General features: G+C 43.8%; 24 protein-coding genes. 19 read left to right on the top strand and 5 right to left on the bottom strand.

What is annotated here, in order from left to right:
* Window positions 1-4: 4 nt before the first annotated feature.
* Both DN752_RS17630 and DN752_RS17625 read right to left on the bottom strand, forming a co-directional pair.
* Window positions 5-1,435 (bottom strand): CCA tRNA nucleotidyltransferase, encoded by a 1,431-nt coding sequence (locus DN752_RS17630; RefSeq protein ID WP_112785176.1) that lies wholly within the window; start codon window positions 1,433-1,435, stop codon window positions 5-7.
* Window positions 1,432-1,899: a hypothetical protein gene (locus tag DN752_RS17625; RefSeq protein WP_112785175.1), complete on the bottom strand. Its 468-nt coding sequence runs from the start codon at window positions 1,897-1,899 to the stop codon at window positions 1,432-1,434. The genes DN752_RS17630 and DN752_RS17625 overlap by 4 nt, the downstream gene beginning before the upstream one ends.
* A gap of 349 nt (window positions 1,900-2,248) precedes the next feature.
* On the opposite strand from DN752_RS17625, the gene DN752_RS24705 reads away from it, so the two are divergent.
* From DN752_RS24705 to lepB, 8 genes are all read left to right on the top strand, one after another.
* A complete protein-coding gene (locus tag DN752_RS24705) occupies window positions 2,249-2,392 on the top strand; it encodes a hypothetical protein (RefSeq protein ID WP_170134462.1) in 144 nt (47 codons plus the stop codon).
* A 411-nt stretch (window positions 2,393-2,803) separates the two neighbouring features.
* Window positions 2,804-4,426: a CTP synthase gene (locus DN752_RS17615; RefSeq protein WP_112785173.1), complete on the top strand. Its 1,623-nt coding sequence runs from the start codon at window positions 2,804-2,806 to the stop codon at window positions 4,424-4,426.
* A gap of 59 nt (window positions 4,427-4,485) precedes the next feature.
* Window positions 4,486-6,282, top strand: a complete 1,797-nt coding sequence (gene yidC, locus DN752_RS17610; protein WP_112785172.1) for a membrane protein insertase YidC — start codon at window positions 4,486-4,488, stop codon at window positions 6,280-6,282.
* 394 nt (window positions 6,283-6,676) lie between these two features.
* Window positions 6,677-7,456 carry a ParA family protein gene (locus DN752_RS17605; protein WP_112785171.1) on the top strand — a complete coding sequence of 260 codons (780 nt, stop codon included), beginning with the start codon at window positions 6,677-6,679 and terminating at the stop codon, window positions 7,454-7,456.
* Between the two features lie 10 nt (window positions 7,457-7,466).
* Window positions 7,467-8,396, top strand: coding sequence for a ParB/RepB/Spo0J family partition protein (locus DN752_RS17600; protein WP_112785170.1), 930 nt, complete (start codon window positions 7,467-7,469; stop codon window positions 8,394-8,396).
* Between the two features lie 124 nt (window positions 8,397-8,520).
* Window positions 8,521-9,030, top strand: coding sequence for a DUF5683 domain-containing protein (locus DN752_RS17595; RefSeq protein ID WP_394337175.1), 510 nt, complete (start codon window positions 8,521-8,523; stop codon window positions 9,028-9,030).
* A 5-nt stretch (window positions 9,031-9,035) separates the two neighbouring features.
* Complete coding sequence (gene dapB, locus DN752_RS17590) at window positions 9,036-9,758, top strand: 4-hydroxy-tetrahydrodipicolinate reductase (protein ID WP_112785169.1); 723 nt, start codon at window positions 9,036-9,038, stop codon at window positions 9,756-9,758.
* Window positions 9,759-9,776: 18 nt separating this feature from the next.
* On the top strand, window positions 9,777-10,847 hold the full coding sequence (gene lepB, locus DN752_RS17585; RefSeq protein ID WP_112785168.1) for a signal peptidase I: 1,071 nt from the start codon (window positions 9,777-9,779) through the stop codon (window positions 10,845-10,847).
* A 179-nt stretch (window positions 10,848-11,026) separates the two neighbouring features.
* Here lepB and ung read toward each other — a convergent pair whose 3' ends face one another.
* Window positions 11,027-11,689, bottom strand: a complete 663-nt coding sequence (gene ung, locus DN752_RS17580; RefSeq protein ID WP_112785167.1) for a uracil-DNA glycosylase — start codon at window positions 11,687-11,689, stop codon at window positions 11,027-11,029.
* Between the two features lie 71 nt (window positions 11,690-11,760).
* On the opposite strand from ung, the gene apaG reads away from it, so the two are divergent.
* Together apaG and DN752_RS17570 are read left to right on the top strand one after the other, a co-directional pair.
* Window positions 11,761-12,147, top strand: a complete 387-nt coding sequence (gene apaG, locus DN752_RS17575; protein WP_112785166.1) for a Co2+/Mg2+ efflux protein ApaG — start codon at window positions 11,761-11,763, stop codon at window positions 12,145-12,147.
* A complete protein-coding gene (locus DN752_RS17570) occupies window positions 12,147-12,923 on the top strand; it encodes a class I SAM-dependent methyltransferase (RefSeq protein WP_112785165.1) in 777 nt (258 codons plus the stop codon). The genes apaG and DN752_RS17570 overlap by 1 nt, the downstream gene beginning before the upstream one ends.
* Here the strand turns inward: DN752_RS17570 and DN752_RS17565 are convergent.
* The gene (locus DN752_RS17565) at window positions 12,920-13,516 is read right to left on the bottom strand and encodes a methyltransferase domain-containing protein (RefSeq protein ID WP_112785164.1); all 597 of its coding nucleotides are present in this window, start codon (window positions 13,514-13,516) and stop codon (window positions 12,920-12,922) included. The two genes, DN752_RS17570 and DN752_RS17565, sit on opposite strands and share 4 nt — an antisense overlap.
* A gap of 42 nt (window positions 13,517-13,558) precedes the next feature.
* Between DN752_RS17565 and DN752_RS17560 the strand changes: the two genes are divergently transcribed.
* The 4 genes from DN752_RS17560 (at window position 13,559) to rplI (ending at window position 15,890) form a co-directional block, all read left to right on the top strand.
* The gene (locus DN752_RS17560) at window positions 13,559-14,479 is read left to right on the top strand and encodes a coiled-coil domain-containing protein (protein ID WP_112785163.1); all 921 of its coding nucleotides are present in this window, start codon (window positions 13,559-13,561) and stop codon (window positions 14,477-14,479) included.
* 302 nt (window positions 14,480-14,781) lie between these two features.
* On the top strand, window positions 14,782-15,153 hold the full coding sequence (gene rpsF / locus DN752_RS17555; protein ID WP_112785162.1) for a 30S ribosomal protein S6: 372 nt from the start codon (window positions 14,782-14,784) through the stop codon (window positions 15,151-15,153).
* The gene (gene rpsR / locus DN752_RS17550) at window positions 15,150-15,401 is read left to right on the top strand and encodes a 30S ribosomal protein S18 (RefSeq protein ID WP_112785161.1); all 252 of its coding nucleotides are present in this window, start codon (window positions 15,150-15,152) and stop codon (window positions 15,399-15,401) included. Before rpsF ends, rpsR begins: the two co-directional genes overlap by 4 nt.
* Before the next feature lie 45 nt (window positions 15,402-15,446).
* Window positions 15,447-15,890, top strand: coding sequence for a 50S ribosomal protein L9 (rplI, locus tag DN752_RS17545; protein WP_112785160.1), 444 nt, complete (start codon window positions 15,447-15,449; stop codon window positions 15,888-15,890).
* 197 nt (window positions 15,891-16,087) lie between these two features.
* On the opposite strand, the gene DN752_RS17540 is transcribed toward rplI, so the two are convergent.
* Window positions 16,088-16,336 (bottom strand): hypothetical protein, encoded by a 249-nt coding sequence (locus DN752_RS17540; protein ID WP_112785159.1) that lies wholly within the window; start codon window positions 16,334-16,336, stop codon window positions 16,088-16,090.
* Window positions 16,337-16,558: 222 nt separating this feature from the next.
* On the opposite strand from DN752_RS17540, the gene DN752_RS17535 reads away from it, so the two are divergent.
* From DN752_RS17535 to pfkA, 5 genes are all read left to right on the top strand, one after another.
* Window positions 16,559-17,539, top strand: coding sequence for a GSCFA domain-containing protein (locus DN752_RS17535; RefSeq protein ID WP_112785158.1), 981 nt, complete (start codon window positions 16,559-16,561; stop codon window positions 17,537-17,539).
* 17 nt (window positions 17,540-17,556) lie between these two features.
* Window positions 17,557-19,593 carry a thioredoxin domain-containing protein gene (locus DN752_RS17530; protein ID WP_112785157.1) on the top strand — a complete coding sequence of 679 codons (2,037 nt, stop codon included), beginning with the start codon at window positions 17,557-17,559 and terminating at the stop codon, window positions 19,591-19,593.
* A 5-nt stretch (window positions 19,594-19,598) separates the two neighbouring features.
* Window positions 19,599-22,121, top strand: a complete 2,523-nt coding sequence (priA, locus tag DN752_RS17525; protein ID WP_162633251.1) for a replication restart helicase PriA — start codon at window positions 19,599-19,601, stop codon at window positions 22,119-22,121.
* 230 nt (window positions 22,122-22,351) lie between these two features.
* Complete coding sequence (locus tag DN752_RS17520; protein WP_112785156.1) at window positions 22,352-22,738, top strand: methylglyoxal synthase; 387 nt, start codon at window positions 22,352-22,354, stop codon at window positions 22,736-22,738.
* Window positions 22,728-23,714, top strand: a complete 987-nt coding sequence (pfkA, locus tag DN752_RS17515; RefSeq protein ID WP_112785155.1) for a 6-phosphofructokinase — start codon at window positions 22,728-22,730, stop codon at window positions 23,712-23,714. The genes DN752_RS17520 and pfkA overlap by 11 nt, the downstream gene beginning before the upstream one ends.
* Window positions 23,715-23,811 lie beyond the last annotated feature (97 nt).

Raw genomic sequence — 23,811 nt, 5'->3', positions numbered from 1 at the left:
ATCACTAATTTTCCTTTTTGGTAATACCTTTTGACTTAGCCAATTGATACATTAACTCGATGGCTTGCTTTTTATTGTTTTCAATTTGGCCTTCCAATATAGCTTCTTTTATTTCTTCTTTTAGCTCTCCGACGGCTTTTGAAGGAGAAAGACCAAAAATCTCCATGATTTCCTCTCCAGATACCGGTGGCTGAAAATTCCTAACGTGGTCTTTTTCTTCCACTTCCTGGATCTTTTTTTCCACTTTGTCAAAATTGGCCAAAAACCGCTTCACCCTATTGGGGTTCTTTGATGTCACATCAGCCCTGCATAGCTTCATCAGGTCATCCACATCGTCTCCGGCCTCATACAGCAGCCTTCTTATCGCTGAATCTGTCACCTTATCATTGACCAACGCTATTGGCCGCAAATGCAATCTTACTAATTTCTGCACATATTTCATGCGCTCATCCATGGGTAATTTCAGCTTTCTGAAAATTTTCGGGGTCATACGAGCCCCTTTATCCTCATGGCCATGAAAAGTCCACCCTACTTTTTTATTGAATCGCTTGGTAGCTGGCTTTGCTATGTCGTGCATAATGGCCGCCCATCTTAGCCACAGGTCATCTGTGGTAGTGCTGACATTATCCAACACCTGAAGGGTATGGTAAAAATTATCCTTGTGCGACTTGTCCCCTACCGAATCCACGCCTTGCAAATCCACCATCTCTGGAAAAAACTGGTGCAAAAGTTTACTGACAAACAACAGCTTAAACCCATAACTTGGCGTTTCGGAAAGAATGATTTTATTGAGTTCATCAATAATCCGCTCTCCAGAAATGATCTTCAGCCGCTCAGCATTCCGAATCAACCCATCAAAAGTCGCTGGATCAATATCAAAATCCAACTGGGAGGCAAAACGAACTGCCCGAAGCATCCGCAAAGGATCATCGGAAAAAGTGGTATCCGCATCCAAAGGCGTTCTGATAAGCTTCCTTTTTAAGTCCCGGACCCCATCAAAAGGATCTATCAATTCACCGTAACTGGTGGAGTTGATAGAAATGGCCATCGCATTGATCGTAAAATCACGACGCTCTTGGTCTTCTTGGAGCGTCCCGTCTTCCACGATGGGTTTTCTGGAATCATGGCGATAAGACTCCTTTCTGGCGCCCACGAACTCCAGCTCCCAATCCTCGAGCTTGATCATCGCTGTACCGAAGTTCTTGAACACCGATAGGGGAACATGCTCTCCAAAAGACTCCGCTACCTTTTTAGCCAAAGCTATGCCACTGCCCACACAGACAAAATCAATGTCCTTTGCTGACTTATTTTTCCGTTTCAGCAACAGGTCCCTTACGAATCCCCCGACCACATAAGCCTCCAAGCCCAACTCATCCGCACACTTTCCTACCTGCCCAATGACTTCAATATCCGTTATTTCTTTCGATAAGTTCATTCACCTATTTTTACTTCTCCGTCAGCGCTTAAAAACAGCTTTTTCACCCCTGGATGGAATAAGGGAAACTTTTCATCTATTGTACCCATCGCATCTTGCACCTTTCCCTCTTGGAAGATCAGTGGCTTGCTGAAGCTAAATACAATTTTATTCCAGCTGCCTTTTTTCAAAATGCTGAATTTAACCTTCCCCTCATGGACAGGCCCATTTTCCAACAGGTCACTTGCCCATGAAGTATAGATAGTAGGCTTAGTGGCAAACTCTATAATATCCAACGCTATTTCAGAAAACTGCCCCGCTACTCCGCGAACCTGAAATAAATCCACCAACACAAATAAAGCTGCCGGATCATCATTTTCATTATAAAACTCCGGGACAATCATTTCCACTGGCTTTCCTCCACTCTCCATGACACAGACCCTGCCCTTTTCCCGTAATGCATCCACAATGGTCTTCACTTCCATTCCTTTCGTCTTTAATTGAATGCCAAAATTAAAAGACTTTATGAAGTAGTCCGTATTTTTTTGTATTTACCTTCAAATCTCTCTCAAAAAAAACAGGATTCCCCCCTTAAACCCGATTCTATGTGAGCATAGCGCCGCTACGGTTATATCTCCAAACTAAAGCGTAGCGGCTGATTTTGTCCGCCGCGGCGGATCAGGTCACAATAGATAGGCTAATGCATATGCCTGGTTCAACCTACTTACCACAGCCCCTCCATCATCAATTTCCCCGAACATTTTGATGAAGATACAAATATTTTACCTATCTTTGCACTTCAAATTGGATCAGAACAAAAAATTCGAATACGATATGGCAGTTACTACATTAAAAAGAAAAGCTAGAAGAAACAGGCAGAGACAGGTTACCCGTGTAATCAAGATCAAACAGCTAAACGCTAAGCCTGTGATCAAAAACGTGGATGTGGAGGAGATCAAAAAAGAGTTCTCTAAATAATAGTGCCACCAGTGCATATCAAAAGAGGCCATCTGCTCCGGCAGGTGGCCTCTTTTGATGTTTAAACACCTAACTATTAAACCCGGAATATGCATTAGCCTATCTGTCGCGACCTTAAACTGCTTCAAAATCAGCCGTTTCACTTTAGTTTTCGGCATAACCGTAGCGGTGCTACGCTAATGCCTCCAAACTAACTGATTTTCTTGCAATTTCAGCTCTCACTACCATTCCTAACGCATAATCCGGGTTAAAGAATAAGCACTTCGTTCATTAAAATAAAGTAGAACACTATGCCTCTGGGGCTTTTAAGAGAGGAAAACAAAATTTTAATCCAATCCACCTCCCTCAAGTCAATAATTTTATTTAATTTTGAGCCCCATAGGAATTCAAACAAAACATTATAATATTCTTATGGCGTCACCCACTAAGTATATCTTTATTACAGGGGGAGTAACTTCTTCATTAGGCAAAGGAATCATCGCAGCATCGCTGGCAAAGCTACTTCAGTCCAGAGGATTCAAAGTCACCATCCAAAAATTCGACCCTTATCTGAACATCGATCCGGGCACCCTCAATCCTTACGAACACGGAGAGTGCTTCGTAACCGAGGATGGGGCAGAAACCGACCTTGACTTGGGGCATTACGAACGTTTCCTGAATACCAACACCTCCCAGGACAACAATGTCACCACAGGAAGGATCTACAACAATGTCATCACCAAAGAACGAAAAGGTGAATTTTTGGGTAAAACAGTTCAAGTAATCCCCCATATCACAGATGAAATCAAAAACAGCTTCTACAGGCTAGGTGAAGAAGGCAACTATGATGTAGTCATCACCGAGATAGGTGGCTGTGTGGGCGATATTGAGTCACTCCCTTTTATTGAAGCCGTAAGACAAGCCAGATGGGATCTTGGTGCCAACAACCACCTTGTAGTCCACCTGACCCTCATCCCTTACTTGTCAGCAGCTAAAGAGCTGAAGACCAAGCCGACCCAACATTCAGTAAAACAGCTCCTCGAAGCAGGTATCCAACCAGACATCTTGGTATGCCGCTCTGAACACCATCTTCCGCTCGATGTAAAGAAAAAGCTTGCCCTTTTCTGTAACGTACAGCTCAACTGTGTCATCGAAGCTATGGATGCGGAAACCATTTATGATGTACCGCTCCATATGAAAAAGGAAAAGCTTGATGAAAGAGTAATGACCAAACTCAAGCTCCCTTCCAAATCCGACACTAAATTAGAGTTGTGGAAGGAATTTTTGGGAAGACTGAAAAACCCTACCCAGGAAGTCAATATCGGACTGGTCGGAAAATACATTTCCCTTCCTGACGCCTATAAATCCATCATTGAGTCCTTCATCCATGGAGGTGCTGCCTGTGAGACCAAGGTCAACCTATCCTTGATTTCTTCCGAAGAAATCGAGAAGGACAATGTGGCAAAGAAACTGGCTGAACTGGATGGCATCCTTGTCGCTCCAGGATTTGGAGAGAGGGGCCTTGAAGGCAAGTTGGAAACTGTTAAATTTGCCCGAACCAATAAAATACCGTTCTTTGGTATTTGCTTGGGAATGCAGGTAGCTGTAATCGAATTTGCCAGAAACGTACTTGGACTGACAGATGCCAATTCCATTGAAATGAACCCGGACACTTCCCATCCTGTCATTTCATTAATGGAGGAACAAAAGAACATCGAGCTAATGGGCGGCACCATGCGTCTTGGTTCTTATCCTTGCCAACTCACTAAAGGCACCAAGGTCAGTGCAGCTTATGGCAAGGCCAAAATCCAAGAAAGACACCGTCACCGGTATGAATTCAATAACGAATACCTGAAACAATACAAGGAAAATGGATTGGTGCCAACGGGCATTAATCCTGAAAGTGGCTTAGTGGAAATTGTGGAGCTCAAGGACCATCCATGGTTTGTAGGCACTCAATTCCACCCGGAATACAAAAGCACGGTGCTCAATCCGCACCCGTTATTTGTAAGGTTCATCCAGGCCACATTGGACAATAAAAAGAACAATAATTAAAGTAATTTACACCAAAGGGCTCATCGCAGCCCTTTGGTGACTTTCAGAATCAAACAATTATGGATAGAAATCAAGCGACAGGTCTAATCCTTTTCGCAGCCGTGCTTCTGATTTACTCGTTTTTCTTCAGTTCACCAGAGCCGGTCACAGATGAGCAAAACACTTCTCCCACAGAAGCCCAAGCGGAAAAAGGCACGGAACAGACCACCTCTCCAAAAGCCACGGAACTTCCCGACAACATCAAAAACCTGCAAAACCAAGAGCAATTTGGCGAATTCTCTGCATTGGTAGAAGGAAAAGAGGAACTCTTCGTTCTGGAAAACGACTTGGTAAAGATCACTTTTTCATCAAAGGGAGGTGAAGTAAAAAGTGCCGAGCTGAAAAACTACAAAACATGGGCGAAACAACCGCTCATATTGTTGGATGAGCAAAGCACCTCCATCGACTACCAAATCCAGACCAGCAAAGGGCCAATGAGCCTTAACCAGTTTCACTTTGAGTCCGAAACGAGCACGGTAACAGTAGAAGAAACCCCTGCGCAGCAGCTGAGCTTCACGGCCAAAACCGGAGCAGGGAATATCACAAGAACCTACACCCTCGCCGATGACGACTACGTGGTCAACCAACGCATTGAGACCAATGGTCTCTCCAGCTTAACGGATCAAAACATCACTGTTGTCTGGCAGGACAAGCTGAAAAAGCAGGAAGCTGACATCAGCGAATCAAGAAGAAAAACCTACGTAAACTTCTATACCACTGAAGGTGATTATGATTACCTCAGCGCCTCATCCGACGAAGACGCAGAACGCCCTAGCGAGCCTATCAAATGGATCGCTTTTAAGCAGCGTTTCTTTACCTCTGGAATCATCGCCTCACAGCAGTTTTCTGACGTAAACCTAGAGCAAACTGTCCCTACAGATACCATGTCTGTAAAAAACATGACAGCCAGTATGTCCATTCCACTGGAAAACGGACAGGCCACCAACAGTTACTACTTTGGCCCGAACAATTACAAGATCCTGAAAAAGGTCACGCCTGATTTTGAGAGAAATGTGGACATGGGCTATTTTTTCGTCAGTTGGGTAAACAAGTACATCATCGTTAACCTTTTCCACTACTTGGAAAAAGTCATCAGCAATTATGGCGTCATCATCATCCTGATTGTCTTTATCATTAAGCTGTTCTTGTTCCCCCTTACCTATAAGTCCTATATTGGCATGGCCAAAATGCGGGTGATCAAACCGGAAATTGACGAACTTAAGGAAAAATACCCTGACGATCCTACCAAGCAGCAGCAAGAACAGATGAAGCTGTTCAGCCAGCTGGGGGTAAGTCCTATCAGCGGCTGTCTGCCAATGATACTGCAGATGCCTTTCCTATTTGCTATGTTCTTCTTCTTCCCGAACTCTATCGAGCTTAGACAAGAGAGCTTTCTATGGGCACATGACCTGTCCACCTACGATTCGATCTTTACCCTTCCGTTTACCATACCTTTCTACGGTAACCACGTCAGCTTGTTCACGTTGTTGATGACCGTTTCGCAAATCGTCTACACACGATTCAACAACCAACTGACAGCAGCACAAGGACCAATGAAAAACCTAGGCTACATCATGCCGGTAACCTTTATGTTTGTATTGAACTCCTATCCTGCTGCGTTGAGCTTTTATTATTTTGTTTCCAATATGGTTACCTTTGGCCAGCAAGCGTTGATCAAGCGTTTTGTTGATGATGATAAAATCAGGGAAAAAATCGATCAAAACAAAAAGAAAAACGTCAATAAGAAAAAATCAAAATTCCAACAGAGACTGGAGGATGCGATGAAAGCAGCGGAATCAAATAAAAAGAAAAAATAAACATACAGCTCGCAATTGTAAAAAAAGGTGGCTCTCCGGAGTTCACCTTTTTTTGAATAAATTCAGTAACTTCTAGCCATGAAATCAGCCATACAGTAAACTAAGTATCAAATACTTAAAACTATCCACACACCAATGTGGAAAACAAACTATTTCATGTAAAGATTAAACTTATATCTTTGTGTTGCGTGAAATTAGCATTTTGGAAGAGATGTAGTGACATTGTTCCGATAATAGTAAAACAATACGTGTTTTACGTAGAACAAACGGGAATTCCTCTATAGGTCTTAATAAAATGGCAAGTAGATGCATTCCAGTACTACATGTGCATCTCACTAATTTCGGAATGTTATGCTAAATATTGATCTAAAATCACCACTTGACACCAATTAGAATGGGAAAAATCGTAGCTATTGCCAATCAAAAAGGAGGAGTAGGTAAAACCACTACCGCAATGAACCTGGCTGCCAGTCTGGCTGTGCTGGAATTTAAAACCCTGGTAATTGATGCTGATCCACAGGCCAACACCACTTCCGGGCTAGGGCAGGATCCAAAGGAAATCGAAAACAGCATCTACGAATGCATGGTAGATGGCGTGGACATTTCTTCCATCGTGATGAATACTGAGATCGAGCACCTCGACCTAGTACCTTCGCATATTGACCTGGTGGGAGCCGAAGTGGAAATGATCAATTTAGAAAACAGGGAAGAGAAAATGCGCGAGGTGGTCGAACCGCTGAAAGGAAATTATGATTTTATCATTATTGACTGCTCACCTTCTTTGGGGTTGATCACCATCAATGCCCTGACAGCTGCTGACTCTGTCATCATCCCGGTCCAATGCGAATATTTTGCACTAGAAGGACTTGGCAAGCTACTGAATACCATCAAGATCATCCAGACAAGGTTGAACACCGATCTAGAGATCGAAGGTATATTGCTCACCATGTACGATGTCCGTCTCCGACTGTCCAATCAAGTGGTCGAAGAAGTGAAAATGCATTTTAAAAACATGGTATTCAATACCATTATACCAAGAAACGTTAAACTAGGAGAATCCCCAAGTTTTGGCCTTCCAGCCATCGCTTTTGATGCAGAAGGAAAAGGCGCACTATCCTACCTTAACTTGGCCAATGAAATTGCGGAGCGTAACGGTTTGGTGAAAATGAACTAATTAAAGAAACATGGCTGATAATAAAAAACCCACAACAAATAAGAAAAAAGCACTGGGAAGAGGGCTAGGCGCATTGTTGCAGGACTCTCCGAATAAGGAATCCAAAAGTACCCCTCAGGAACAGGCTAGTCCAGAAGCGGGGATTTACGAAGTACCACTGGACCAAATCCAAGTCAACCCCTATCAGCCAAGAACCCACTTTGACAAAGAAGCCCTCCAAGAGCTCGCCGATTCGATCATTGTCCAAGGGATCATCCAACCGATCACGGTACGAAAACTGGCCGACCATGAATATCAGCTGATTTCTGGAGAAAGGCGCTTCCAAGCCTCCAAAATCGCCGGACTGCAAGTAGTACCTGCTTATGTAAGAACAGCCAATGACCAGCAAATGCTGGAAATGGCCCTTATCGAAAACATCCAACGGGAAAACCTCAATGCCCTGGAAATAGCGCATTCCTACCAACGCTTGCTTTCGGAATGTGAGCTCAAGCAGGAGCAACTCGGTGACCGTGTCGGCAAAAACAGGACCACTGTAAACAACTACCTCCGGCTGCTAAAGCTCCCCCCAGACATCCAAGCGGGGATCAGGGACAAAAAAATATCCATGGGCCATGCACGTGCCCTCATCAACGTAGAAGATGTGGACAAGCAGCTAGCCATTTACCGAAAAACACTGGATGAAGAGCTTAGTGTCCGAAAAGTGGAAGCCTTGGTAAAAGCACTGCATGAAGAGGGTGACGAGGAAAAAACCATCACCAGCAAACCGGAGTTGGACCCAGTAAAAAAATATGAACTGGGCAAACTCCAGCAAAAGCTCGCTTCCCACTTGGGCACCAAAGTCAGTCTAAACATGGACCACAAAGACAAGGGTGAAATCAAAATACCATTTGGGTCGACCGATGACCTAAACCGCATTTTAGAAATCTTAGAAATTATTTGACGTGCACCGCTCTGCTCCCAGGTACATTACTGACCATGACAATAAAGCAATAGTTTGGCTTACTAAAACTATTGCTGTTTTTGTTTTACTGGTCATTTTCCAGCACCCTGGAGTTGGGCAGGACATTAGGACCGTTCATTCTGACTCCACCGGGCAGGCTGAAATAACCATTGACCAAAAAGACATCAAAAACCCAAAGAAAGCAGCCCTTCTCTCGGCCATTTTGCCAGGAGCAGGACAGGTGTATAATGAGAAAATGTGGAAAGTTCCGATTATTTATGGTGGAATCATTACTACTGCTTACTTTGTGGAGTTCAACAACAGAAGGTACCAATTATTCAAGGAGGCGTTGACCATTTACAGGGATGATGATGAAAGTACGGACAACATCTTCCCCAACCTGAACGAAGACGGCCTGATCAGAAATGTAGATTACTGGCGACGCAACAGGGATGCATGTTATTTGGTCTTCACGGCAATTTATGCCCTGAACATAGTGGATGCCTTAGTGGATGCCCACTTATCTGGCTTTGATGTCTCCAACGACCTCACCTTCAAACTAGAACCGTCCGTAGAACCCACTTATGCAAGTGGAAATGCTGTTGGATTATCCTTTAAAATACAATTTAAATAACCGAAATGAACATATTGATTTTAGGCTATGGCAAAATGGGCAAAGTCATATCACAACTTGCCGAAGAAAGAGGCCACACCATTGCAGCAAAAATCGACGAAAGCAATGTCGACGAGCTTGACACCCTTGACGCCAGTGAGGTAGACGCAGCTATTGAATTCAGCCAACCTGATGCAGCAGTAAACAACCTCACTTGGGCAATCAAGCACAATATTCCCGTGGTCTGTGGCACGACAGGATGGCTGGAAAAAAAACCAGAAATAGAACGGCTTACCCTCTCCAATGGCAGCGCATTTTTCTATGCCTCCAATTATAGCATTGGGGTAAACGTGTTTTTTAAGGTCAACAGCTTCCTGGCCAAAATCATGAACGAACAGCCTGACTATAACGTCAAAATGGAAGAAATCCACCATACTGAAAAAAAAGACGCTCCAAGTGGTACAGCCATCACTTTGGCCGAGGCCATTATCGACCGAGTAGATCGGGTAAAACGTTGGGATCTGGACAGTGATGTGAACGGTAACGAACACGCCCTTCCAATCACCGCCAAGCGAATTGACCCGGCGCCCGGGACACATATAGTGACCTACCAATCAGCTATAGACGATATTGAGATCAAACACACTGCCCACAGCAGAAAAGGATTTGCTCTTGGCGCAGTTTTAGTAGCTGAGTGGATCAAAGACAAAAAAGGCGTGTTGTCCATGGACGACTACCTTACCTTTTAATAAATCATTGCTAAAAACATGAGTTCAGAAAAAAAGAAAAAAGGGCCAGTTAGGGAATGGCTGGACGCACTGGTATTTGCAGTTATCGCTGCCAGTTTGATACGTTGGTTATTTTTAGAACCATTTACCATCCCTACTGCTTCCATGGAAAAGTCCCTTCTTGTAGGTGATTTTCTCTTTGTGAGTAAAATGCATTATGGTACCCGAACGCCGCAAACCCTGCTCCAGGTACCATTGACACATCAAAAAATCTGGGGAACGGACATTCCATCCTATTCAGACGCCATCCAACTCCCCTACTACAGGCTACCTGGTTTTAGCAGTGTGGATAGAAATGATGTTGTGGTCTTTAATTATCCGGATGAATTCGAACATCCTGTCGATCTTAAGACCAATTATATCAAGCGGGCAGTGGGCATCCCCGGAGATGTCATCGAAATCCAGGACGCACAAGTTATTATCAATGGAGCTCCTGCAGAAAACCCTGAAGAAATGCAGTTTTCGTACGATGTCGTACCGAACAGAATGCTCAATGCCGAGTTTTTTGAGCAGTTTGACATCAACCAAGACTCTTTCCACCCGTATAACGGCATGTATGTAGTATTCACCACCCCTGAAATCGCCAAACAACTGGAACAGTCTCCGGTGATAAAAAAGGTGCAGATCAGAACATACGAAAAAGGGAATGGCGATCCAGAAATTCATCCGGACGGGGCGTATTATGGCTGGAACAGGGACAACTTCGGCCCACTGACTGTACCTGCAAAAGGCTGGACTATTGATCTTACTGAAGACAATGTACGGCGTTATGCTTTTACCATTCGTCATTACGAAGGCATCGAAAACCTCCAGATCGAGGCTAATCAGCTTTTTATCGATGGTCAAAAGCAGGATTCTTACACTTTTAAGCAGGATTACTACTTTATGATGGGGGATAATAGACACGATTCCCTTGACTCCAGGTTTTGGGGCTTTGTCCCAGAAAACCATGTCGTAGGAAAAGCCTGGTTCTTGTGGTTGTCCCTGGATAAGCACAAGAGTATGATCAGCAAAATTCGCTGGGACAGGTTCTTCAAGGGCATACATTAAGTATTCAGAGGAACTAGCATCATCAAAAAAGGCGGGAAGCAATGATAGCTTCGCCGCCTTTTTTTGTATGTGGTATTTGGTCTATAGTATATGATATGTGGCATGCTATTGCTTAATCCCGGAATATGCATTAACCTATCTCTTGTGTATTGTGGCCTGAATAAACGGGGTTCAACCTTTCACCAGTTAATTTGCTCAACCCCTTTCTCTTTTAAGTAATCATTGGTTCTGCTAAAATGTCCGCAGCCCAAAAAACCTCTATACGCAGAGAGAGGGCTCGGATGGGGAGCATGGAGTTTGAGGTGTGTTTGATCAGAAATAAAGGCGGCTTTTTTTCGAGCATAAGCCCCCCATAACATAAACACCAATCCTTCCCTTTCTTCGGCAAGCTTCCGGATCACCGCATCGGTAAATTCCTCCCAGCCTTTCTTTTGGTGTGATCCTGCCTTATGCGCTTCCACGGTAAGGGTGGCATTGAGCATAAGAACCCCCTGAGCCGCCCAGCGCTCCAAATTCCCATGGGAAGGAATATCGATATTCAAATCTTGTTTTAATTCTTTAAAAATATTCAGCAAAGAAGGAGGAAAAGGCACCCCTTCACGGACAGAAAAGGAAAGTCCATGTGCCTGCCCTGGACCGTGATAAGGGTCTTGGCCAAGTATGACCACCTTCACATCGTCAAAGGGGCATTTATCAAATGCATTGAAGATTTCGCCCCCCGTAGGGTAAATTTGTTTTTGCTGGTATTCATTTTTCACAAATGCCGCCAGGGATTTAAAATAGGGCTTTTCAAACTCTTCAGATAATTTCTCCTTCCAGGAGGGAGCTATTTTAACGTTCATTTAGATTATTTCTCTTGAGAATTCACAATAAACCCTTAATTTCGAACAAAAATCCTTTTAGAAAAAATTTAATGGTAACAGCTATTACAGAAGGCATCAAAGTAAGCGTAGAAGCTACCTACCAAGCGGAATACTCCAGTCCGCACCAACACCACTTTGTCTTTACGTATAAAGTTACCATAGAAAACAACAGCAATAGCACCATCCAACTCCTAAGGCGGCGCTGGGAAGTATTTGATGCTGGCCAAGAAGCGCGGGTCATCGAAGGGGATGGTGTAATCGGCCAGCAACCCATCATAGAACCAGGATATGCCCATCAATATGTATCTGGGTGCAACCTTCATTCTGGCAAAGGCAAAATGAAAGGCAGCTATTCAATGGAGCGTATTCAGGACGGCAAGATCATTGCTGTCACCATACCTGAATTCCAACTTATTGCCAACATCTTCCACAACTAGTGTTTTATCGAATATATCCATTCTTTGCCTATCTTCGCTATTTTTTGCTCAAGGTAGATCGTCATTCCCTGCAAGGCCCCTTTGCTTTTCAGATCTATGACACTTTAATGGATTTCACCAAACAGAAAAGGGATCCGACGCTTGAAAAAAAAAGGCATAGGCTCCTCTCCAACGACTCCTCCATTACCGTGCAGGACTTTGGCTCCGGATCAATTCACTTAAAGCATCCTGTCCGAAAAATCTCCGCTATCACCAAACACAGTTCCAGCCAACCGAAATTCTCGTTGCTTTACCAATATTTTTGCTCCATTTCCCCTGCCTATATGGTATTGGAACTGGGCACCTGCGTGGGGATGACCACCTGCTATTTGGCCAAAGTCACCAAGGGCACGGTTTACACATTTGAAGGGGCACCAGAATTGGCCCAAGTGGCAAAAAACACCTTTTCGGACTTCCCCAACGTAACCTTGCTTCCCGGCCACCTATCCTCTACCCTTCCTTCCTTTTTGGAGCAAAGGCCAACAGTTAATTTTGCCCTGATAGATGCCCATCACAATTACCCAGCTACCCTTGCATTCTGGAACACCCTGCTCCCTCACCTTAAGGAAGATAGCATTGTCATTATCGGGGATATTCACCGCTCCATAGAGATGGAAAAAGCCTGGGAAGCCATAAAATCCCATGTTGCTGTCACCATGAGCATGGACTTTTTTGAGTGTGGCGTAGTGTTCTTCAAGAAAGGGTTAAAAAAACAGCACTACATTCTTCATTATTAGGTAACATCCTTTCTTTGAGCCATGAAAAAAAACTCCCTTCCTGCTCTTGCGGCAATGGAATTGTAACATGGCTCAAGCATTAAAAGCTCAAGCCCTTCTGATAAAACAGCTTCGTAGAGATCTTTGTTTCCACCAAATGGTGGTCCCTCCTTCCCAAAGTCCACGTCAAACAACACCCCGACAAGCTTACCTTGAGGTTTTAATAGCTGCGCCATTTTATTAACATAATCATTTCGTAAATTGGGAGCCAAAGCACAAAAGAACGTCTGCTCCAAAATCAAGTCATATTCTCCATGATGGTCAAAGAAGTTTTGGTGATGTAAATGCGCCTTGGGAAATTCAGGGTGCCTTTCTCGAAATTGCAGAATAGGGGCTTTCGCAATGTCCAGTACATGTACATTTTCAAACCCTTTATCAAAAGCATAAGCTGCTTCATGTGCATTTCCCCCTCCGGGGATCAAAATCTCTACTCTATAATCTAGAAGTTGGTCTAAATATTGCTTTAGTGGAAGGGTTGCTTCGCCAGCATCCCAGCCAATTTCATTCTGCTGGTACCTGGAGAGCCAATAATTTTCATCAAGTAAAGGATACATTTATAAAATTTGTTTGCGTTAACGGTCTAATATTCAACTTATATGAGTACTAATATACCCGAAGAGAAATCGTCAAGAAATGAAAAGGGGAAAAATATCCTGATCATTGTTTTGCTACTTTTAGTCATCTTCAGTGGCATTAAACTGTACTTTGACAGTGTGGACAAGTCACAAAAGACGGAAGAAATCCTCATTTTATCAGAAGAGAACAACGATCTCAACCTCCGCATCGACAGCATGGCCTATCAATTGGACCTCCGTATCAACGAAATAAAAAAATTAGGCGGCAATGTCGATTCATTGGTCGTCCTGAAAGAGCAACTACTGGCTGAACGGAACACAGAACGAAACAGAAGCACTGCTGAAATCAATGAACTGAACAAAAAAATAGACAGCTTCTCTGGTGTGCTCACTGAAAAAGATACCGAAATCGAACAGCTCAAAAAGGTCAACGAGCAACTTTTTACAGAAAACCAAGACTTAAAGACCTCCAAAGCCGAAATTGAAGATTCTATCGTCCAGCTCAATCTAAAGCAAGAAAAACTTGAGGAGAAAGTCAATATAGCACAAAAGCTATATGCCGAAAACATCGTGGTAGCTGCCGTCAACTCTAGGGGCCGTGAAAGGGAAGGTTCTTTTCGTAATCGCCACATAGATAAGCTAAAGGTTTCCCTTGACATTACCGAAAACAATGTGGCCGAACCCGGCACCCGGGATATCTTTGTGCAGGTAATCGCCCCTAACAACCAAGTGATCTTTGACATTGCCAAAGGTTCCGGTACGTTTACCATTGACGGGAGAGAGGAATTTTATACTGCCAAACAAGCTATCCTGTACGATAATACCAGAAAGAGCCTGATCTACCTGTACCAGAAAGAATCTGATTACCCTGAGGGAACCTATCAAGTAAAGGTTTATTCCGAAGGATTCAATATTGGCAACCGCACCTTTGAAGTAAAATAGATTAAACCCGGTTTATGCAGGACTACAATAGATAGGCTAATGCATATTCGGGTTAAAGTTTGACATATTTATTTGATGCGGTCACCTGTAGGCTTTCTGTTTGCAGGTGATTTTTTTTACTCACCCCACCTTAGTGACACATCCACTAACAGGAAACATGCATCAATCGGATTAAACTGGAAAAGCCAAAAGGCGCTAATTCTGGGGAAAGCACGAATCAATTTAGAGAATGTAGTTTGATTAATTAAAATAAACCTGTAATTTTGCGATCTGTTTAATAATTACTAAAAACAATAATTAAAATGTTCCAAAGAAATTACGAAACGGTATTCATTTTAACTCCCGTTTTGTCTGATGTTCAGATGAAGGATACCGTTGACAAGTTTGTGAACTTGTTAAAAGAACAGGGGGCAGAAGTTATTAATGTTGAAAACTGGGGTCTTAAGAAGTTAGCTTACCCAATCGACAAGAAAAGCACCGGTTTCTACGTAATGGTAGAATTCAAGAGCGAACCTACTTTGATCAAAAAATACGAGATCGAATTGAGAAGGGACGAAAAAGTGATGCGTTTCTTGACTACAGCACTGAACAAGCACGCTATTGTTTATGCTGAAAGGAGAAGAAAGGGTGAATTCAACAAAAAAACAGAAACTAAAGAGGAGGCTGCAAAATGACACTTAAGAACGAACCAATCAACAGAGAGCAAAACAAGAAGAAGTACTGCCGATTCAAAAAGCTAGGCATCAAATATATTGATTACAAGGATCCTAACTTCTTGTTGAAATTTGTAAACGAGCAAGGTAAAATCCTTCCTAGAAGACTAACAGGAAACTCTGCTAAATACCAGAGAAAAGTGGCCAACGCCATCAAAAAAGCAAGACATTTGGCCTTGTTACCATATGTAACTGACGGACTAAAATAATCCGGCCCTGTTCTATTCAATATTTACTAAATTTAGACAACTACAATGGACGTTATCTTAAAAACAGACATAAAAGGACTTGGCTATAAAAATGATCTAGTTACTGTAAAACCTGGATATGGAAGAAATTACCTAATCCCTCAAGGTTTTGCGGTATTGGCCACAGCCTCTAACAGGAGAATCCTTGAAGAAAATATAAAACAAGCAGCTCACAAAGCAGAGAAAATCAAAACTGAAGCAGAAGAGATCGCTGCCAAAATCGAAGGTATCAAACTAGAAATCAAAGCTAAAATTGGCGATTCTGGTAAGATCTTTGGTAAAGTAACAACCCTGCAAATCTCTGATGCCCTTGCAGAAAAAGGTGTGGAAGTGGATAGAAAGAAAATCGCTATCAGCACCCCTGTTACTGGCGCCGGAGAGTATGTAGCTGAAGTAGACCTTCACAGAGAAGTAAAAACTGAAGCTAAATTCGAAGTTGTAGCTGAATAAGCAACTCCCTCGATTTACACATAACCAATTTAAGGCTATCCACTTGCTAAGCGGATAGCCTTTTTTTTACCTAATATGCAGCCCCAACAACAACACACAGGAATATCAAAGGGTTCTTACTCCAAGAAACCAAAGGATCTACCTATTTCCTAAAAGATCAAAGGGATTCATTTAAGCCTTACTAGCTTCCTTTTCATTTAGACAGAAGCCACTTTTTCCAAATCTTCGATTAGTTTTTTGGAAACAGCGCGGCTGTTTTTTTGCTTTTCAGCCTTTAAAGCATCCAAGGCCACGGTGCTTTTTTCAATCAGCCCACTGGGATTCTGATCATAACGGTAGCTTCCTAAACACCACTGCAGTTCTTCTGTCAACTGTTCTTGGATGTTGAGCTTTCGTAGTTTTTCAACGGTCGCAGTTACGGTTTTCTCTAAAGCAAGTGTCTTCATAAACGATTTGGTTTAACCCGAGGGATACATCACCCAGGTTGAATTAAAAATATTGAAATAGTCAGGCCATAAAAATAGCTCTTCAAAAACATATTCTCAATATCAACCCCTTATTATTAACACTTTATTAATACAACCCCTTCAAAATAAATATATACATAAAACTTAAATCATCCGCTACTATAAAACTGATCATTGCCACAATTTCATTAATTTCGTTTTATGCAGTTACAGACAACCTTTGAAATCCCTCTTTTCTCTGAGCCGCTTGACCATTCACAGGAGATAGTGACATTAGGTTCTTGTTTTTCGAATGTGATGGGGCAGAAATTATCCGAAAGGAAGTTCAATGTCCTCAACAATCCTTTTGGGACACTTTTCAATCCAATTTCCCTTTTACAACTCATTGATACGACCTTGACAAATGCCCCCTTTCCCGAGGAGCTATTCCTGAAACATGATGGGCGCCACCTTCACTTCTCCTGTCATTCTTCAATGGCAGCTTCCAGCAAAGAGAGCCTCCTACAGTTGCTCTCCACTACCACAAAAAAGACCAAAGAAGCTCTTAGCTCCGCTTCCTTGCTGATCATCACCTTGGGTACTGCTTATATCCATGAACATAACCCCTCTGGAAAGATCGTAGCCAACTGCCACAAGCAACCAGCCAAGGAATTCTCGAAAAGGATGCTTTCCATAGATGAAATAACACAGGCTTTTGCCACTACCTACCAACACCTAAATAAAGTGAATGCCAACCTGAACATCCTACTGACAGTAAGCCCGGTCAGGCACACCAAAGATGGCATTCCAGAAAACCAACTTAGCAAATCAACCCTAAGGGTAGCTTGTGGACAAATCGCTGAATCCTATGATAACATCAACTACTTCCCCAGCTATGAAATCATGATGGATGAATTAAGGGATTACCGGTTCTATAAAGACGACCTTATCCACCCTTCCGCACAAGCAGAAGACTATATCTGGGAGCGTTTTGCCAAAAGTCACCTTAGTGAAAACGCCCAAAAACAGGCCAAACATATCATGGCGATAAAAACTGCCCTAGCACATAAGCCATTTAACGCAGAAAGTGAGTCCCATCAAAAATTCCTGAAAAATCTGCTTAGCAAAATGGAACAAATGTCCGGTAAATTTGATTTCACCAAAGAGATCAAACTGGTAACCGACCAACTTCTTACCCATTAAGGAAAAAACCGATGTCCATGTCAAAAAAAGCCAACCAGCTCATCCATAGCCAAAGTCCCTATCTGCTTCAACATGCCCACAACCCTGTCAACTGGTACCCTTGGGGGTCTGAAGCATTGGAAAAGGCCAAAAAAGAGAACAAACCCATCATCGTATCCATCGGCTATTCCGCATGCCACTGGTGCCATGTAATGGAGCACGAGAGCTTTGAGGACGAAACCACTGCCGCTATCATGAACGAGCACTTTGTGGCCATCAAAATCGACCGAGAGGAGCGTCCTGATCTTGACAACATCTATATGGATGCGGTCCAGTCCATGGGACTACAAGGCGGATGGCCTCTCAATGTCTTCCTCATGCCAAACCAAAAGCCTTTCTATGGTGGCACCTACTTCCCCAATACCCACTGGAATGGATTGCTACAAAATATCGCTGAAGCCTATGACAAACATTTTGAAGAACTGGCAAAAAGTGCTGAGGGCTTTGGAAACAGCATCAAGCTAAAAGAACGGCAAAAATACCAATTAACAGAGGATTCCAGCAAATTGTCCCAAGGAGACCTGACGCATATTGCCCAAAAAATCGCCGGTCAAGTGGACCCACAATGGGGTGGCTTTAATCGTACACCAAAATTCCCAATGCCCTCGGTTTGGGAATTTCTACTAAGCTACTCCTCGCTACGAAACGATACAGCAATACATGAAAAAGTCAACTTAACCTTACATAAAATCGGCATGGGTGGCATATATGATCATGTAGCCGGCGGCTTTGCCAGGTATTCTGTGGACGGGGAGTGGTTTGCTCCTCACTTCGAAAAAATGCTCTATGATAATGGACAATTGCTTTCGCTTTATGCCAAGGCCTATCAGCAGAGCGGTGAAGCATTGTTTGAGGAAAAAATAAATGAGACCATCCAGTGGCTCCAACGGGAAATGCTTCAAAGTGAAGGAGGTTTTTATGCAGCATTGGATGCAGATAGCGAAGGCGAAGAGGGCAAGTTTTACACTTGGACCCATGAAGAACTGGAGAGCATTCTTGAAGAGGACGAAACTTGGTTTTATGACCTTTATACGATTACCCCAACAGGCAACTGGGAAAAAGGCGTCAATATACTTTTCCAAAAATCCTCCTATGAAACCATTGCTGCAAAATACGGGTTTTCTACCGACCAACTGACAGACAAGCTTCGGACAACCAAATCAAAGCTATTAAAAATCCGTGATTTACGCCCTCGGCCAGGTCTAGATGACAAGGTCATCGCAAGCTGGAACGGGCTGACCATCTCGGGTCTGGTACAGGCTTTTTGGGCTACGGAGAATCCATCCGCCAAGACACTGGCGATACAAAACGGAACATTCATCATAAATCATATGCTGAAAGGAGACCAGCTCTACCGTACTTACAAAGAAGGCAAGGCCTACACGCCTGCTTTTTTGGAGGACTATGCAGCTGTAATTCAAGGATTCATCCACCTGTACCAACTCACCAGTGAAAAGCGATGGCTCTTCAAAGCCAAGGACCTCACTGATTTTGTGCTGACCCATTATTTTGACGAAGACGATGGTCTCTTCTACTTCAACAACCCTGATGCTGAAGTACTTATCGCCAACAAAAAGGAGATATTTGACAACGTAATCCCTTCTTCCAATGCACTTATGGCCAGTAACCTTCACCAACTCGGCCGGTACTTCTACGATGACCGTTACCTCCAATTGACAGGCCAACTGCTAGGGCTGATGCGAAAGCTGATCCTTTCAGACCCCGGATTTCTGACTCAATGGGCAAGCCTATACCTTTCGGAATTCATCGGCACACCAGAAGTAGCCATCATCGGAAAAGGAGCTGTTTCCTTGGCTCAGGAGCTCCATAAGAACTCGCCTATGCTGAAGGTCACTGCAGCATCAGAAACCGACACCAAGGACATCCCACTTTTGGCTGATAAAGTAGCAGATCAAAATGGAAATGCGTTAATTTACGTTTGTTTTGACAAGACCTGCCAGCGCCCAGTGGCCACGGTAGCAGAAGCAATTGACCAATTCCCAAAACTCAGTTAATTCCCTTGGAAGATCTTTTTGGAGACAACACCTCACTTGACGCCACGAGCGCCCCGGCCATATTTGCCGATATCATCCTGCCTGTGCCCATTCCGCGGATGTTCACCTATCGCATTCCCAGATCCATGGAAAAATCCGTTGGCATTGGCTATCGTGTGATCGTACAATTTGGCAGAAAAAAAGTATTGACCGGGATCATTGGAAAAGTCCATCAAAAACCTCCAAAAGACTATGAAACCAAACCTATTTTAGAGGTACTGGACGACCATCCCGTAGTCAATCCCCTACAAATCAAGTTTTGGTTTTGGATGGCTGAATATTATTGCTGTCAGATCGGTGAGGTAATGAACGCCGCCTTGCCCTCCGGGCTTAAGCTCAGCAGTGAAAGCAGGATCCAACTCAACCCGAATTTTGACCAAGAACACTGCAAATTCCCCATTGACCCTCGTGAGCAAGTCATTTTAGATGTGCTGGAAAGCAAGCCCGAATTGACTTATGAAGACTGTGGCAAGCTGTTGGGCATCAAGTCCAGCTATGAAATCATCAAAAGTTTGGTCGCCAAAGAAGCTGTTTTGGTCTATGAACAGGTAAAAGATAAATATACGCCAAAAGTAGAAAACAGAATCCGGCTAAAAGAGCCATTTTCATCCTCAAAAGAAGCGTTGGAGCAACTGTTTGAAAAGCTCAGCAAAAGCACCAAGCAAGAGGAAATCCTACTGAAATACCTACAAGAAATACCGGTATTTCTGAGCCCTGAAAAGAACGAAAAGGGGCTTGAGAAAAAGACCATTACAGATGCAGGGCTTTCTCCCAGTTCCCTGAAGACGCTGATCAAAAACGAGGTATTGGAAGAATTTAAAGTCATTGTCAGCCGATTTGACAATCTCCCTGTGGATGATCGTGAAATTCATCTAGCGGAATTTCAAGAAGAAGGTTTATCCAGTATCAAGGAGCAATTTGATCAAAAGCAAACCGTTCTCCTGCACGGCATTACGGGGAGTGGAAAAACCGAAATCTACATCAATCTGATCAGGGAAGTCCTAGACAGTGGCTCACAAGTGCTGCTATTGCTTCCTGAGATTGCCCTCACCACCCAGATTGTCGGCAGGCTTCAGAAGGTATTTGGCAGTGAAATGGGCATTTACCATTCCAAGCACTCCGACAACGAACGAGTAGAGGTTTGGCAAGGTGTACTGAGCGGCCGTTTTTCCTTTGTGGTAGGTGTCAGGTCCGCCATTTTCCTTCCATTTGACAGTTTGGGAATGATCATCGTCGACGAGGAGCATGAGCCTTCCTATAAGCAGTTTGATCCGGCTCCTCGTTTTCAGGCCCGTGATGCGGCCATCATGCTTTCGTGGCTTCACCAATCCAAAACCCTCTTGGGCAGTGCCACTCCCTCCTACGAATCATTCTATAACGCACGTACCCAAAAATACGGGTATGTTCACTTGGACAAGCGCTTTGGAAAAGCCCAGCTTCCTGAATTTCACGTGGCAGACATCTTGGTGGACAAAAAGAAAAACCTGCTCAAACTGGATTTCACAAGGCTAATGCGCGAAAAGATCCAGCAAGCACTGGACAGACAAGAGCAGGTCCTTATATTTCAGAATAGGCGGGGGTATGCACCTTATATTTCCTGTGAAGAGTGTGGGTGGATTCCCGATTGTGAGCATTGCGATGTCAATCTCACCTATCACCAGTATAGTGAAGAGATGCGTTGTCACTATTGCGGATTTAAAGAAAAAGTACCGCGTGCCTGCCCCGCATGCGGGAGCCACAAGCTGACCACCGTTGGCATCGGCACAGAACGCTTGGAGGAAAGCCTGTCACTGCTCTTTCCCGAAGCCCGTATCGGCAGGATGGACTTGGACACGACCAGAAGCAAATATGCCTATCAACGGATTTTTGATGAATTTGCATCGGGGAACCTGGACATATTAGTAGGCACCCAGATGATTACCAAAGGACTGGACTTTGACCGTGTCACGGTAGTGGGTATTGTGGATGCTGATCGGATCCTTTATTTCCCGGATTTCAGGTCAGGAGAAAGGGCTTACCAGCAAATCACACAGGTAGCTGGCCGGGCAGGCCGACGAGACCGACAAGGAAGCGTCATCATCCAAACCCGAAGGCCGGACAATATTGTCTTTGACCAAGTCATACAAGGGAACTATACGGAATTTTATATGACAGAAATGGCCGAAAGACAACGGTTTTTCTATCCTCCTTTTGTGAAAAACATCAAGGTCACTGCCCGACATAAAGAGGCTAAGATAGCCGAAAAAGCTGCTCGGCACTTGGCCAACCTGCTGAAGGAAATCCCTGTAAAGAAAATCATTTTAGGACCAGAAAAAGGATTGATCGGTAAAGTCAAAAACCAGTATTTATTCGACATCTATATAAAGCTCGACAAAACAGGCAATACTCCGGCCATTTTCAAACATGAGATGAACCAACTGATCTTCGAACTTAACACCCAAAAGGAATTCAAATCCGTTCGTTTTGTAGTGGATGTAGATCCCTATTAGGATTTAGAGGTATTGGGTTACCAGGTCAATAGGTTTTCTGAAAAGCAGTATACATCCGCCAGTCAACCCTTCCTGTGGTCTGGAAGGTGTCAGGGTCAGGCTTCTTCACGGCACTCCTTATCGTCCTCCTCTCCCCATAACATCACCATTACTATCTTAGCTATATAAACCTTGAACAAAATCTTTAATTTTTCATAACTTTAGGCCATCAACCTATTAAACAGAAGATAATGAGAATTGCTTTAATCGCCCATGACGGAAAAAAAGCTGACATGGTACACTTTCTAAGTGGTTTTAAAGACCGACTCCTGGGAGCTGATGTACGCCTTTTTGCCACCGGTACCACAGGCTCGCATATCGAACGAGCGGGGTTTGAGGTCGAAAAACTAATGTCTGGCCCTTACGGTGGTGATGCCCAAATAGCGGCCATGGCTGCAGAAAAGAAACTTGATCTGGTGATATTTTTCAGGGATCCTTTGGACAAGCACCCCCACGAACCAGACGTACAAATGCTGATGAGAATCTGCGATGTCCACAATATACCTTTGGCTACCAACCTAGCCTCTGCAAATCTGATGTTCAAACAAATAACGACCGATTTTCAAGATGGAAAGTAAAGCAATCACAAAAATCGGTGTACTAACCTCAGGAGGGGACGCGCCGGGAATGAACGCAGCCATCCGTGCCGTAGTGCGTTGTGCTTTTTATTATAACATAGAAGTATATGGTATCTACCGAGGATACGAAGGAATGATCCAAAACGATATCCGTAAACTGGAGAGTTCTGATATCGCATATGTCCTGGAGCGAGGTGGTACTTTTCTCAAGTCTGCCAGAAGTGCAGAATTCAGGACCACTGAAGGCCGACAAAAAGCATACGACAATCTCCAAAAACACGGCATCAATGGACTAGTGGTCATCGGAGGTGACGGTTCGCTTACTGGTGCCCACTTATTCTACAAGGAATTTGGTATTCCAGCGATCGGCCTTCCAGGCACCATCGACAATGACCTATCTGGCACGGACAATACCATTGGTTTTGATACCGCCTGCAACACGGCCATAGAAGCCATTGATAAAATCAGGGATACCGCAACCTCCCACGACAGGCTTTTCTTCGTAGAGGTAATGGGACGGGACTCTGGGTTTATTGCCATCAACGCCGGTATCGGAAGTGCGGCAGCAGCCACGCTGATCCCTGAAAAGAAAATGCCCGTGGAATCACTGATTGACCGTTTGAACACCCGTGCAAAAGCCAAAAAGCAAGCTAACGTGGTCATCGTGGCTGAGGGTGGCAAAAGTGGCGGCGCTCTGGAAATTTCTAAGAAAGTGAAGAAATACCTGCCCAATTATGATATCAAGGTAACGATCCTTGGCCACCTCCAACGTGGTGGATCACCAACTTCTTACGATCGTGTACTTGCCAGTAAACTAGGTGTATCCGCCGTAGAAGGCCTCATGCAAGGCAAATGTGATGTCATGGCCGGTGTCATCAACAACAAAGTAGTCTATACCCCTATCAAACGGGCCATCGTGGATGACAAGGAAGTAGATGAAGAAGACTTCCGCGTAGCAAAAATACTCTCTACATAAGCATTATGGGATTGTAGAATTGTGAAGTTGTAAAATGGGATAATCATCGATTGGCGACAGGAAAAAAGCGGTAGCCTTTGGGTATCGCCTAGCACCA

The sequence above is a fragment of the Echinicola strongylocentroti genome (assembly GCF_003260975.1).
In the GTDB taxonomy this organism is placed as follows: Bacteria; Bacteroidota; Bacteroidia; order Cytophagales; family Cyclobacteriaceae; genus Echinicola; species Echinicola strongylocentroti.
This window is presented reverse-complemented; position numbering and strand designations above follow the sequence as displayed.